Raw genomic sequence first — 13578 nt, forward strand, 5'->3', positions numbered from 1 at the left:
AGCGGTGCACTGGCCGCGCCCGGCCGCTGGGGCTGGAATGGTGGCATGACTTCCACAGCGGTGATCGACGTCGAACGGCTGAACCTGAAGTACGGGGACTTCCACGCGGTGAAGGACCTGACCTTCCAGGTCCACCGGGGTGAGTTCTACGCCCTGCTGGGCACCAACGGGGCGGGCAAGACCTCGACGCTGGAGGTCATCGAAGGCCACCGGACCCCGACCTCGGGCACCGTGCGGGTGCTGGGGCAGAGCCCGCGGAACCGCGCGGCGGTGCGGCCGAAGATGGGCATCATGCTGCAGGAGAGCGGGTTCACCCCGGACCTGACGGTGCGGGAATCGGTCCGGCTGATCGGTTCGCTGACCCAGCGGGAGGACAGCGTGGACCGCGTTCTGGCCATTGTGGACCTGACGCGGAAGGCGGGCACCAAGGTGTCGCAGCTCTCCGGCGGCGAGAAGCGGCGGCTGGACTTCGCCACCGCGATCTGGGGCACGCCGGAGCTGGTCTTCCTGGACGAGCCGACCACCGGGCTGGACATCCAGTCCAGGGACGCGTTGTGGGACGCGGTGGACCGGCTCCGCGAGGACGGCTCCACCATCGTGCTGACCACGCACTACCTGGAGGAGGCCCAGCAGCGCGCGGACCGGATCGGCCTGATGCACCAGGGCACCTTCCACCAGGAGGGCACGGTCGCGGAGCTGACCAGGACGCTGCCCGCGGTGATCCAGTTCGCGCTGCCGCCCTCGGCACCCGCGCTGCCGCTGGCCGGCCGCCGCGAGCACGGCGGGAAGTTCCTGATCGAGACCCACCAGTTGCAGAAGGACCTGCTGGTGCTGTTGCGCTGGGCCCAGGACAACGCGGTGGAGCTGCGCGAACTGGAGGCGGGCCCGACCCGGCTCGACGACGTCTTCCGCGCCATCAACCGCTGACTCCCCCACGAGAAGAGGAATCGTCACCATGTTGTCCATCGCCCGCGGCGAGCTGATCCAGATCTTCCGCAACCGGTCGGTGCTGATCACCAGTTTCGTGATCCCGATCGCGGTCTGCGCCTTCTTCATCAACCAGCACGAGACCTTCGCCCAGCTCGCCTCGCTCGGGTACATCGCGGGGATCGTGATGTTCACCGTGTGCGCGTTCGGCCTGTACACGAGCGTCGTGACCACGCTGGCTTCGCGACGGCAGAACCTGTTCCTCAAGCGGTTGCGCTCCACGGCCGCCGCCGACCGCTCGATCCTGGTCGGCCTGGTGCTGCCCGCCACGGTGATCGCGGTGGTCCAGATCGTCGCGATCCTGACCGTGTTCGGCGTGGTCGCCGGGACGCCGGACAACGTCGGCCTGCTGGCGCTGGCGGTGGTGACCACCATCGCGATGATGATCGGCCTCGGCCTGGCCACCGCCGGGCTGACCAACTCGCCCGAGCACGCCCAGATCACCACGCTCCCGGTCACGCTCGGCGTGATCGCGGTGGCCAGTTGGGTGGGCATCTCCGGGACCGGGGAACTGACGTTGCTCAAGCGCCTGCTCCCCGGCGGCTCGGCCACCGAACTGGTGATGAACGCGTGGAACGGCGGTGTCCCGCTCGGTGACTCGCTCCTCCTGCTCGCCCCGACCCTGGCCTGGGTGGTCGTCGCGGTGTCGCTGGCCTCGCGGCTCTTCCGCTGGGAACCGCGCCGCTGACCGCGAGCCCGCCGGACGGCCGTCACCGCGCGATGCGGAGGCCGTCCGGTCGCGGCACGCGCAGCAGTTCCTCGATCTCGGCCGCCGCCGGGTCCTGCCGTTGGAGCGCGAGTTCGTGTGCCCGCCGCCAGGCCTCCACCGCCGAATCGGGTTCCCCGGCGGCGACCAGCTGGTGCCCGAGCGCCACCCGCAGCACCACCGCCCGGGCAGTGGCCTGCGTGGCTTCGGTGGCCTCCACCGCGTCCCGGTAGGCCGCGACCGCCGAAGCGTGGTCCCCGCTGGCGACGTGCACCAGCGCGATCGTCTCCAACCCGGCGACCAGCCGGGAAAGTTCGCCGAGGGCGCGGAACTCGTCGGCCGCGCGCTCCGCGGCGACGAGTGCCTCGGCGTAGCGGCCGAGGCCGGTGAGGGCGTCGGCGTGGTTGTTCAGCGCCATCGCCGCGGTGATCAGGTCCTGCTGAGCGAAGCTGAGCTGCCTGGACCGGTCCGCGGTCTCGGCCGCCTCGCCGTAGCGTCCGGCGTGGTTGTAGGTCGAGCTGAGGTTGAGCAGGGAAGTCGCCTGCTGGCGCGTGTCACCCAGCTTCTCGAAGATGCGCAGGGCGCGAAGGCCCAGCGCGAGATCGTCGTCGGCGCCGCGGAAAACGCTGTACGCGATCTGCAATCCGTTGCAACACCTGGCTTCCAGGTACTCGTCGCCCAGTTCGACCGCGTAGGCGAGCGCGGCTTCGTAGGCGTCCATCAGGTGCTGGTAGCTGCCGCGCAGGTGGAAGTACTGCCAGCACAACTGCGCCAGCACGATCGCCGGCCGCCGGCCGCCGTGGCCCCCGAGCACCAGCGCCAGCAGGGTGTCGCGTTCGGTGTCGCACCACTCCACCGCCGCCCGGCGATCGGCGAACTCCAGCGGGGTGACCCCCTCGACCGGCGGGCCCATCGGCAGGCGGTGCGGGACACCGGTGAGGTGGGCATGCGCCTGCTCCGCGGTCCGCACGTACCAGTCGACGAGCCGGGTCTCCGCCGCCTGCTCCTCAGCCGGTTCGCGGTCGAGTTCGCGGGCGAACTCCCGGAGGAGGTCGTGCAGTTCGTACCGGTCGCCGCCGCGTTGTTCGAGCATGCTGGCGGAAACCAGCTGCCGCAGCACCGAAGGCGCCGAGGCCGGCGGGACCCCGGCGAGCGCGGCGACGGCTTCGGCGGCGATGTCGGTGCCGGGGAACACCCCGAGCAGCCGGAACACCCGCGCGGCTTCCGGGGAGAGCGCCCGGTAGGACCAGTCGAACACCGCCCGCAGATCGGTGGACACGTCGTCGTCGAGCGACAGCGCCGCCAACCGGCTCGGGCGCGCACGCAGTTCCCCGACCAGCCGGCGCAGCGACCACTCCGGCCGCAGCACGGCCTGTTCCGCGGCGAGGCGGACGGCCAGCGGCAGCCGGGCGCACAGCTCGACCAGTTCCAGCGCCGCTTCCCGTTCCCGGCCGACGCGGCCCGCCCCGAGCACGCTGCCCAGCAGGATCAGCGCTTCCGGCGGGGAAAGCAGGTCCAGCGCCAGTAGTGCGGCGCCTTCGCGGACGGACAGGCTGCGCAACTGGCCGCGGCTGGTGATCAGCACGAGCGAGTCGCTGCCGGGCAGCAGCGGGCGGACCTGCTCGGCGTCCTTGGCGTTGTCCAGCAGCACCAGCACCCGCTGGCCGTCGAGCTGGCTCCGCAGCAGCGCCGCGCGCTCCGCGAGGTCGTGCGGGATCCGGTCGGTGGCCACGCCCAGCGCGCGGAGCAGCGATTCGAGTGCGTCGTGCGGGCTCAGCGGTGAACCGGGGCCGTACCCGCGCAGGTTCAGGTACAGCTGGCCGTCCGGGAACAGGTGCTTGACCCGGTGCGCCCAGTGCACGGCCAGCGTGGTCTTGCCGATCCCGCCCGCGCCGTCGATCGCGGAGATCACGATGGGCCCGGCGCCGGTGACGTCGAGGTCGCCGAGCAGGGCGCTCAACGACGCCAGTGCCGCTTCACGGCCGACGAAGCCGCGGATGTCCGGTGGCAGTTGCCGCGGGGTGGTCTGCCTCGGCGCCCCGGTGACCGCGCCCGCGAGGATGTCCTGGTGGAGGCCGCGCAGCTCCGGTCCGGGGTCGGCGCCCAGCGCGTCGGCGAGCCGTCGCCGGACGGTTTCGTAGTGGTCGAGCGCCTCGGCCTGGCGGCCACCACGCGCCAGCGCGAGCAGGTACTGGCCGTGCAGCCGTTCGTTGAAGGGGTGGTCCTGGCTCAGCTCGGCGATCCCGGGCAGGACGGCGGTGTGCCCGCCGAGGTCCAGCTGGTGGTCGTGGTGGTCGAGCCGGGCCGCGAAGTGCTCGTCCACCAGCGCGCGGCGGGCGTCGTCGAGCCAGGCCGTGTGCAGCCCGGCGAACGGCTCCCCCCGCCACAGCGCGAACGCCTTCTCGTGCTGCCCGGCCGCGACCGCGGTCCGGTACCGGTGCAGGTCGACCTGCTCCGGCGCGACGACCAGCCGGTAGCCGAGCGCGCCGCGCTCGATGACGTCGGCGCCGAGCACCTGGCGCAACCTGGACAGGTAGCTCCGGAGCGTGCCCGCCGCCCCGAACGGCGGTTCGCCGCCCCAGACGCGTTCGACCAGCTGGTCCAGCGTCACCGAGCGGTTCGCGTCGACCAGCAGCGCGGCGAGCACGCACTGGCGCCGCGCCGGGCCCAGCGCCACCACCTGGCCGTCCACCCTGGCGACGAGATCCCCGAGCACCTCGAATTCGACCGTCATCCGTCTCCCCGCACTCGCTGCCCTGTATAGCCGCTCGTCGCTCACTCGCTCAAGCTCGCCCGCGCCACCACGCCCTGATCAGGCGAAACAACGAAGACGCAAGGTTCGGACATGCTCGCCCGAGCATGCTCGGCCCGTGCTGGTCCGGCACGGTACCGACCAGGGAGCCGATGATCCTGCGCTCTCGCGCTGACTCCCGAGCATTTCCCGCACCGCCCGGACCAGGCGACCCATCACACCCGGGACGAAAAGAAAGGAGGAAAGCATGCACGACCTCGTTCGCACCTGGAAGGACCCCGAGTACCGGAATTCGCTCACCGCGATTCCGGCACATCCGGCAGGCCAGGCAGAACTGACCAAAATGGAATTGGCCGACGCCACCGCCGCGGTCGGCGGCACCAGCACCGTCGGCCTGTTGTGCGCGACGCTCATCACCATGCGGCCGTGGCCATGCAGTTTCGCGGTTCCCCATCAAGAAAGGTAGGCGAAAATGTCGAATACGTTGGTTCGCGCGTGGAAGGACCCCGAATACCGCGAGGGTCTGCCCACCGCCCCGGCACATCCGGCCGGTGTCGCGGATCCGCAACGCCTCGAGTTGCACGACCTCGGGTTCGCCGGCGGTGCGGCGTTGAGTGGCGTCACGTGCGTCACCAAGACCTCCACCTTCACGATCCCCGCGTGGTGCGTGTTCTCACTGGCCATCTGCTGACCACAGTAAAGGAAACACCGTGAACCAAATCAGAGCCTGGAAGGACCCGGAGTACCGGGATTCCCTGTCCACCACCGAGCGGGCGGCGCTGGCCGCGAACCCCGCTGGGCCGATCCGGCTGGAGTTCTCCGATCTGGAGGCCGTCCAGGCGGGCACGCCCACCACGGTGCCGTGCTTCACCATCACCCTCAGCGTCGCCGCCTGCGGTGGCACCAAAGCGGTCGCCAGCATCGGCTGCTGCTGAATCAGCGGAAATCCCCGAGTCAACTCTGTTCTGAGGAGGAACAATGAACATCGTCCGCGCTTGGAAGGACCCGGAATACCGGGCTCAGCTGGCCGAAGTCCCGACGCATCCGGCGGGGCTCCCGGAAATGGTCCGGGTCGAGCTGACCGAACTGGACGGAATCGCGGGCGCCGGTACCGAGACGGGTCTTTCGCTCGGGTGCTGCAACTCGTTCAAGACGTTCACCACCACCCTGCCGATCATCTGCACCTTCACGCTGTCGGTCTGTTGATGCTCGGTTGACGGACGGGCCTTCGGTGCGCAGCCGACGCGCGCCGAGGGCCCGTCCCCCGACGATTCTAGGAGAAACACCATGTTGCTCAGCCCCGAGACGCCGTCGACCGGCGCCGATGACCTGCTCGCGTCCTGGCGGGCCGCACTGGACCCCGGTGAGCGCGCGACCGCCGGAGCCGACCACGACCCGGCCGGGCTTCGCCGGCAGACCCGCTGGGCGGAATTGCTCGGCCCGGACGCCGGTGCGGTCGAAGCGGCGCTGGGCGCTTTGGGCCTGTCCCCGGCCGGACTGGCCGCTCTGCTCGGCACCGTTCCCCAGCCGGTCGAGGCCGGACTGCCCGATTGGGCGGTGACCACCGACACGGCGCTGTCGCGGTCGCGGACGAGCGAGGGTCCCCACCTCGCCGATCCCGCCAAGCTCGGCCTGCTCCGTCCCGTGGCGGAGGTGATCCGAGGGTTCCAGGCCGAACTGCACACGCGGCTCGGCGCACTGGTCGCCGACGGACCGGGCGCGCTGGCGAGCCTGCCGGAGTTGCTGGTCCGCGACTGGCCGCGTGAGGAACTGACGACTCTCGTGGTCCGCACCATGGTGCTGGAACTGAACGTCGCGCGGGTGGAGGAGCGGCTGCGCGGGGAAACCGCCGAGGACCGCTTCGCGCATTTCATCGGGATGATGGGCAGACCGGAGACACAAGCCGCGCTGTGGCAGGAGTACCCGGTGCTGCTGCGCATGGTGCACGACGAACTGACGGCGTGGTCGACCTCCCGGCACGAGTTCGTCCAGCGGCTGGTGGCCGATTTCGAGGAGCTCCCGGCACTGCTCCCCGGCCACCCCGAGCCCGGTGCCGTCCTGGAAGTGGGGTTCGGCGCCGGTGACCGGCACCGTGGGGGCCGCACGGTGGCCATCGTGCGCTTCGACCACGGCCGGGTGGTTTACAAACCGCGTTCGCTGGCGGTGGACCGCGAGTGGGCGAGCGTGCTGACCTGGTTCGCCGGGCAACGCCCACCGCACGACCTGCGCACCCCCGCCGTGCTGCTCGGCGACGGCTACGGGTGGTCCGAGTTCGTCGAGCACGACGGCTGTGCCACCCCGGCCGAGGCGAGCGCGTTCTACTGGCGCACCGGGGCACTGCTCGCCCTGCTCCACGCCTTCTGCGCGAATGACGTGCACCTGGAGAACTTGATCGCGAACGGCGCGTACCCGGTGCTGATCGACCTGGAGTCCCTCTTCCACGGCGCCTTGCCGGCGCACGAAGAGCAGGTGTGGGCCGATCCCGCGGCCGATCTGCTCACCAACGGCGTGCTGAGCATCGGCCTGCTGCCGAACAAGCTGATGGTCCGCGGCATGGACGGCCCCCGCGTGCTCGAAACCAGCGCGGTGGCCGCCGACGGCGACGAGCAACCCTCGCTGCTGCCGGTCCCGGTGCCCGAGGCGGTCGGCACCGACGAGATGCACTTCGTCGAGCGACACGTCTCCAGCGCGATGACCGCGGGCAACCGGCCCCACCTCGACGGGCGGCAACTCGATCCCTGCGACTACCGCGACGAGGTCGTCGCCGGGTTTTCCTGGGCGTACCGGGCCATCGTCGCCGACCGGGACAGCTGGTCCGCGGCGGACGGCCTCATCCGCCGGTTCCGGTCCGTCCCGCTCCGGCACATCGCCCGCGCCACCATGATCTACGTCCGGACGCTGCAAACCGCGCAGCACCCCGACTTCCTGCGCGACGCCATGGACCGCGAACTCGTCTACGCGAGGCTGGCCGTCGGTGCCGACGGGACCGGCCCGTGGGAACGACTCGTGCCCAGCGAGCTGGCCGACCTGCGGCGCGGTGACGTCCCGTTCTTCGAGGTCCGCTCCGGCACCCGGCACCTGTGGGACAGCACCGGGACGCTGATCGAGGACTACCTGCCGCAGGCGCCGGAAGAGCACGTGCTGCACCGCATCGCGGGCCTGGACGAGGACGACCTGGAGCGGCAGCTCAAGCTGATCCACCGCTCGTTCGATTCCCTGCAGGTCCAGCCCGTGCTCGGTGCGCTGAGCGGGATCCTGCCGCTGGACCGGGAACCGGTGACCGCGGAACAGGCCACCGACGAGGCGGTTCGCCTCGCCGAGGAGCTGTGCGCCGAAGCGATCGGGGCTCCCGGTGAAGCGGGCTGGGTCGTGCTGAACTTCATCGACGAGCGGGTCTGGCAGGTCGGCAGCGCGCCGATGGACCTGTACTCCGGTGTGCCCGGCATCGGCCTGTTCCTCTCCGCGGCCGCCGCCGTGACCGGCGCGGGCCACCTCGTCGACTACGCCGAGCGGACCGCCGACCGCGTGGCCGACTACACCCGGCGCACCACCGACCACATCCTGCGCGAGGTCGCCAAGAACTCGGCCCTCCGCGACGGGCTGACCCGGCATGCCGACCCCGGCGTGTTCGGCCCGGCCGGCTCGTTGATCTACTACCTCAGCCACGCCGGGGCCTGGCTGGAACGGGCGGATCTGCTCGACGCCGCCGAGCACGGGCTCGACCTGCTTCACCGGCACCTGGCCCACGACCAGAAGCTCGACGTGATCGGTGGTGGCGCCGGGGCGATACTGGCCGCGCTGGCTCTGCACCGGGTGCGCCCGGCCGGCGGTGCGCTGGCGGTGGCCGAAGCGGCCGCCGAAAGCCTGCTCGCCCGGCAGACCACCGACGGCGGCTGGCCGTCCCCGCTGGGCCCGCGACCGCTGCTGGGGATGTCCCACGGCGCGAGCGGCATCCTGAGCGCGCTGACCGCACTACACGCGGCCGCTCCTCGCCCGGAGTACGCCACCGCCATCGCGAATGCCCTGCGCTACGAGCACGGCCTGTTCGACGCGTCCGCGAGCAACTGGCCTGATCTGCGACCGCTGGACATGGGCGGCAGTGGTGGGTGCATGGTCGCGTGGTGCCACGGTGCACCGGGGGTCGGGTTCAGCAGGCTGGCGCTGCTCCGTCAGCGTGCCTCCTTCGCCGGGACCGCCGTGGCTCCGCTGCTGGACCAGGCGGCCGCCGATCTCGAGGCCGCCGTCGTGTCCACCGAGGCCGCGCACTACCTGCCGGGCGGCGGATTCGGCAGTTCGGGCAACAACTGCCTGTGCCACGGCGATCTCGGGAATCTCGAGTTCCTGTTGGCGGCCGCCCGGCACGTCGGTGACGTGGACGCCGAGCAGCGGCACCTCCGTGCGGTCCGTGCCCTGTGCGAACGCGCGACCCACTCCGGCTGGGCCACCGGCCAGCTGCCGGCCGAGGCACTGCCCGGGTTGATGTACGGCCGGGCGGGGATCGGCTACGCCCTGCTTCGCGTCGCCGCACCCGGCCGGGTCCCCTCGCTGCTCGAACTCGAAGCGCCCCGGTCGGAGCACGTCGATGAACGCTGACGAAGGCGCGGCGGCGCTGTTCCGGGCGGAGGCGCTCGAGGCCATGAACCCCCCGCACGAACCGGATCGCGTGGAGGACCGGCTGCGGCTGCCCCGGTGGCCGGTCCTCGTTTCGCTGCTCTCGCTGGGGTTGCTGATCACCGGCAGCCTGCTGACGCGCGTTCCCGTGTCCGGTGTGGACGAACCGCTGCTGTTCGCGATGCTCGGGTGGGGGTCATGAGCAGAGCTCCGAAGGTGCCGGTCCTGTTGCAGGACAGCATTGCCGAATGCGGACTCGCCTGCCTGGCCATGGTGCTGACCCACCACGGGCAGGCGGTCACCGTGCAGGAACTGCGCGCCGAGGTCGAAGTCGGTCGCGACGGGTTGTCCGCGGCCACCCTCGGTTCCGCCGCGCAGCACCGCGGCCTGCTGGTCGAGGCCTACCGCGCCGAACCGGACGCGCTCGCCGGACTCGCCGCACCGCTGATCCTGCACTGGAAGTTCAGCCACTTCGTGGTGCTCGAACACCTCGACCGCGAGACCGCCGTCATCGTCGACCCCGCCGACGGGCGCCGCAAGCTCGACCGCGCCGAGTTCGACCGCGCCTTCACCGGCGTCGCACTCGAACTTCGGCCGGGGCCGGACTTCCGGAAGCAGCGGCGGCCACGCCGCGAATCCCTCCGGTTCCTGCTCGGCTTCCTGCCGAAGACGCCGTCGGTGATCGGTGTGGTCCTGGTCGCCTCGGTGCTGATCAGTCTGCTGGGCCTGGCCCCGGCGCTGGTCACGCGCTACCTGATCGACGAGGTGGCGGGCAGCGGCTCCGGCAACGCCATGGTGGTCGTCGGCAGCGCGGTATTGGCACTCGTGGCGAGTACCGCGCTGCTCGGTTATCTGCGCCGGGAGGCACTGCTGCGCCTGCGCAGCCGCATCGACCTTCGCCTGATGACGCGCTTCCTGGACCATCTGTTCCGGTTGCCCTACCCCTACTTCCAACTCCGGACCAGCGGCGACATCCTGACCAGGGTGTCCAGCAGCATGATGCTGCGCGAGGCGCTCACCTCCCACACCCTCAGCCTGCTGCTCGACAGCTGCACGGGACTGCTCTACGTGGCGCTGCTCTGGACGGTGTCCCCGCTCATCGCCGGGATCGTGGCCGGCGCCGGTTTCCTGCACATCCTCGTCGCCGTCGGGTACGCCCGGCGTGCCCGCGAGGCGAGCAGGCAGGAGATCGCGGCGATGACCATCGCGCAAAGCCAGCTGGTCGAGTCGCTGACCGGGATCGAGTCGCTCAAGGCCACCGGGAGCGAGCGAACGGCGCTCGACCGCTGGGAAGGGTCCTACCGCACCCACCTCCTGGCCACCCTGCGGCAGGGTTCGCTGACCAACGCGATGGAGGGCTGCTACGAGGTCATCCGCATCGGCACACCACTGGTCCTGCTCTGGGCCGGGACCTGGCAGGTGCTCGACGGCGACCTCAGCCTCGGCACCCTGATCGCGGCGAACTCGCTCGCCGGGATGGCCCTGCTGCCGCTGGGCTCGCTCTCCCAGGTCTACCAGGCGCTGCAGACCCTCGGCGTGCACATCGGCCGGCTTCGTGACGTGCTCGCCGAGGAACCGGAGCCCAACACCGGTGTCGAACTGACCTCGTTCAGCGGACGCGTCCAGCTCCGGGACGTGTCCTTCCGGCACGCGAGGGACGCACCGCCGATCCTCACCGGGATCGACCTGGACATCGAACCAGGGTCCACGGTGGCGATCGTGGGTGCGACCGGCTCCGGCAAGAGCACCCTGGCCCGGCTGATCCTCGGCCTCTACCAGCCGACCACCGGCCAGATCCGTGCGGACGGCGTGCCGTTGCCCGAGCTCAACCCGCGATCCCTGCGTTCGCGGTGCGGTGTCGTGGTGCAGGATCCGGCCTGCTTCAGCGGTGACCTGCTCGACAACATCCGCATCCACCAGCCCGAGGCCGCACTGCCCGACGTCGTGCGGGCGGCGCAGACCGCTTGCCTGCACGAGGAAATCCAGCACATGCCACTGGGCTACCGGACGACACTGGGCGAACGCGGGCACGGGCTGTCCGGTGGTCAGCGCCAGCGGCTGGCGATCGCCCGTGCTCTGCTGCCTCGGCCCGCCCTGCTCGTGCTCGACGAAGCCACCAGCCACCTCGACGTGCGCACCGAGGCCAAGCTCCACGAGAACCTGCGCGAGCTGCGCTGCACCAGTGTCATCGTCGCGCACCGGCTCAGCACCGTTCGCGACGCCGACGTCATCCTGGTGCTGGACAACGGCCGGATCGCCGAGCGCGGCCGTCACGACGAGTTGCTCGCACTCGGCGGCACCTACACCGACCTGGTCAGGAGGCAACTGCGCGAACCGACCGCATTCGACGAAAACCACTCCGCAGAACAGGGAATTCCTTGATGAACCGCCATTCCGCGCGGTCACCGCACCAATAATCGGCGCGACGGTGGGATCGGTGGAAAGGGAAGACGATGCGCCAGGTACGACGGGCAACAGCCTTGATCGCCGCGGTCGCGGCGCTGTCCGCGTCGTGCCTCGTGCCCGCGGCCCAGGCGGGCCAGCCGGTCAGATTCGGCAGTGCCGAGGTCTCGTTCACCAGCGCGAGCAAGACCATGCACGGCTCGGTGGTCGCGCCGGCGCCCGAAGGCGGGCGGCGGCCGGGCATGGTGCTCGTGCACGGGTCCGGTGAGGGTAACCGCGAGGAGCTGCGCAAGCAGGCGGAGGCCTTCGCCGCTCAGGGGGTCGTGTCGCTGATCTACGACAAGGACACCACGAACTATTCACTGCTGGAGCGCGATTTCTCCGGTCTGGCCGACGATGCCGTCGCCGCGCTCGACTACCTGCGCACCCGGCCCGAAGTGGACCCCGAGCGCGTCGGGTTGTGGGGGTTCAGCGAGGGCGGCTGGGTCAGCCCGCTCGCCGCGACCCGGACCGAGCACGCCGCCTTCCTGGTGGTGGTCGGCGCGAACGGGGTCAGCCCGGCGGAAGCGCAGGCGTGGAGCTACCGGCAGTGGATGCGCAAGCAGGGCGTGACCGCCGAGTCGGTGCTCGACCTCGCTTCGAGCACCGCCACCCGGGTCGCCGCGGAGGCCGGTCTGTTCCCGGAGGCGACCTTCGATCCCGCGCCGGCGCTGGAAAAGCTCCGCGTACCGGTGCTCGCGATCTGGGGCGCGCAGGACCGGCAGAGCCCACCGCGGGACGCCGCCACCCTGTTCGCGGACACCCAGGCGGACAACCCCGCGTTCACCATGCGCACGTTCCCCGCCGCGCACCACGGCCTCGGGCACACGACCGACGGCTTCGACCGCCTCGAAGGCTTTGTCCCCGGTTACCCCGAACTCGTCGGTTCCTGGGTGAACGGCATCACCGGCGGGGCCGCCGCCTCCGCCTCGGATCCCCTGCCCGCGCAGGACGAAACGGCAGCCGAACTCACCCCGCTCGCCTGGTACGAATCGCTTTGGGTGCAGGGATTCGCCCTGCTGGCGTTGCTGGTGGCCTTCGCCGCCTACCCGATCGCCGCCCTCGTCGGCTCGCTCCGCCGTCGCCGGGAGGACCCGGTGGCCGCGGCACCGGCGCACGGGGCCGCGATCACCGGCCTGCTGGCCGTCATCGGCGCGCTGACGTTCGTGATGCTGATCCTGACCGGTGGGGGTGAGGCGGTCGGGCCGGTGCTCTGGGGCCGGCCGGTGATCTGGCTGGCGGCCCAGCTGCTGGCGGTCGGCACCCTCGTCCTCGCGGGCATCGCGGCCGTGCGGTGGCGGCGGGCGGGCCCCGGGCGGGACGGCCGGAGATCGCTCGGCCTGCTGCTCGGCGGCGCGGTCCTGCTGGTCCCGTGGGGGTTGTACTGGGGGTTGTTCCTGCCGTGAACGTGAACGAGCGGACGAAGGAACGCGCGACGGCCGCGACCGAACCGGGCGCCCGCCGCCCGCGGCTGGTCCCGGCGCTGGTCTTCCTGCTGATGAACCTGCCCATCGGGATCATGGCGATGACCGTCCTGATCGCCATGGCCTCACTGGGTTTTTCGATGATTGTCCTTTTTGTCGGGATACCCCTGCTGGCCGGGACCGTGCTCGCGGCCAGGGCGGCGGCGCGACTGGAGCGCGCCCGGATCCACGCGATGCTCGGCACCCCCATCCCGGAGCCCTACACCGTCCCGGTCGGCGGCAGCGGGCTCCAGCGGTGGATCGCCCCGTTCAAGGACCGCGCGACCTGGCGCGACCTGCTCTACTTCGTGGTGCTGTGCCCGGTCGGCATCATCCAGTTCTCGCTGGTGATCGCGTTCTGGTCGCTCAGCCTGGCGATGCTCAGCCTGCCGATCACCTACCGCTGGTTCGACGACGGGGTGTACCACTTCCCCACCACCGACCTGCGCTGGATCACCGTGGATTCCACTGTGGACGCGCTGCCGTGGTCGGCGGCCGGGCTGGTGTTCGTCCTGCTTTCGGTGCTGCTGACCCGCGTTCTGGCCGCCGCGCACGCCCGGTTCGCCAAAGCCCTGCTGGGATAGGGGTTATAGGCGCGCTATAGGCGGCTGCTGATC

Annotated in this window: 12 protein-coding genes; 11 read left to right on the top strand and 1 reads right to left on the bottom strand. The window is 71.0% G+C overall.

All coding sequences use genetic code 11. From position 1 onward, the window contains the following. The first annotated feature begins 45 nt into the window (after positions 1-45). Both JYK18_RS01995 and JYK18_RS02000 read left to right on the top strand, forming a co-directional pair. Positions 46-927: an ABC transporter ATP-binding protein gene (locus JYK18_RS01995; RefSeq protein ID WP_206799923.1), complete on the top strand. Its 882-nt coding sequence runs from the start codon at positions 46-48 to the stop codon at positions 925-927. 28 nt (positions 928-955) lie between these two features. Beyond that, positions 956-1675 carry an ABC transporter permease gene (locus JYK18_RS02000; RefSeq protein ID WP_206799925.1) on the top strand — a complete coding sequence of 240 codons (720 nt, stop codon included), beginning with the start codon at positions 956-958 and terminating at the stop codon, positions 1673-1675. Between the two features lie 22 nt (positions 1676-1697). Here the strand turns inward: JYK18_RS02000 and JYK18_RS02005 are convergent, their stop codons facing one another. Then, positions 1698-4427, bottom strand: coding sequence for a BTAD domain-containing putative transcriptional regulator (locus JYK18_RS02005; protein ID WP_206799933.1), 2730 nt, complete (start codon positions 4425-4427; stop codon positions 1698-1700). Positions 4428-4692: 265 nt separating this feature from the next. On the opposite strand from JYK18_RS02005, the gene JYK18_RS02010 reads away from it, so the two are divergent. The 9 genes from JYK18_RS02010 to JYK18_RS02050 all read left to right on the top strand — a co-directional run bounded on the left by JYK18_RS02010 (position 4693) and on the right by JYK18_RS02050 (position 13545). Further along, positions 4693-4911, top strand: a complete 219-nt coding sequence (locus JYK18_RS02010) for a mersacidin/lichenicidin family type 2 lantibiotic (protein ID WP_206799944.1) — start codon at positions 4693-4695, stop codon at positions 4909-4911. 6 nt (positions 4912-4917) lie between these two features. Further along, positions 4918-5136, top strand: coding sequence for a mersacidin/lichenicidin family type 2 lantibiotic (locus JYK18_RS02015; RefSeq protein WP_206799946.1), 219 nt, complete (start codon positions 4918-4920; stop codon positions 5134-5136). 19 nt (positions 5137-5155) lie between these two features. After that, positions 5156-5380 (top strand): mersacidin/lichenicidin family type 2 lantibiotic, encoded by a 225-nt coding sequence (locus JYK18_RS02020; RefSeq protein ID WP_206799957.1) that lies wholly within the window; start codon positions 5156-5158, stop codon positions 5378-5380. Between the two features lie 43 nt (positions 5381-5423). Further along, the gene (locus JYK18_RS02025) at positions 5424-5651 is read left to right on the top strand and encodes a mersacidin/lichenicidin family type 2 lantibiotic (protein ID WP_206799967.1); all 228 of its coding nucleotides are present in this window, start codon (positions 5424-5426) and stop codon (positions 5649-5651) included. Between the two features lie 81 nt (positions 5652-5732). Next, positions 5733-9038 carry a type 2 lanthipeptide synthetase LanM family protein gene (locus JYK18_RS02030; protein ID WP_206799969.1) on the top strand — a complete coding sequence of 1102 codons (3306 nt, stop codon included), beginning with the start codon at positions 5733-5735 and terminating at the stop codon, positions 9036-9038. Further along, on the top strand, positions 9028-9258 hold the full coding sequence (locus tag JYK18_RS02035) for a hypothetical protein (protein WP_206799971.1): 231 nt from the start codon (positions 9028-9030) through the stop codon (positions 9256-9258). Before JYK18_RS02030 ends, JYK18_RS02035 begins: the two co-directional genes overlap by 11 nt. Beyond that, positions 9255-11438, top strand: coding sequence for a peptidase domain-containing ABC transporter (locus tag JYK18_RS02040; protein WP_206799973.1), 2184 nt, complete (start codon positions 9255-9257; stop codon positions 11436-11438). Before JYK18_RS02035 ends, JYK18_RS02040 begins: the two co-directional genes overlap by 4 nt. Positions 11439-11509: 71 nt before the next feature. Further along, positions 11510-12904 (top strand): S9 family peptidase, encoded by a 1395-nt coding sequence (locus JYK18_RS02045; protein WP_206799974.1) that lies wholly within the window; start codon positions 11510-11512, stop codon positions 12902-12904. Then, positions 12901-13545, top strand: a complete 645-nt coding sequence (locus tag JYK18_RS02050) for a sensor domain-containing protein (RefSeq protein ID WP_307795754.1) — start codon at positions 12901-12903, stop codon at positions 13543-13545. The genes JYK18_RS02045 and JYK18_RS02050 overlap by 4 nt, the downstream gene beginning before the upstream one ends. Positions 13546-13578 lie beyond the last annotated feature (33 nt).

Source organism: Amycolatopsis sp. 195334CR (assembly GCF_017309385.1).
In the GTDB taxonomy this organism is placed as follows: Bacteria; Actinomycetota; Actinomycetes; order Mycobacteriales; family Pseudonocardiaceae; genus Amycolatopsis.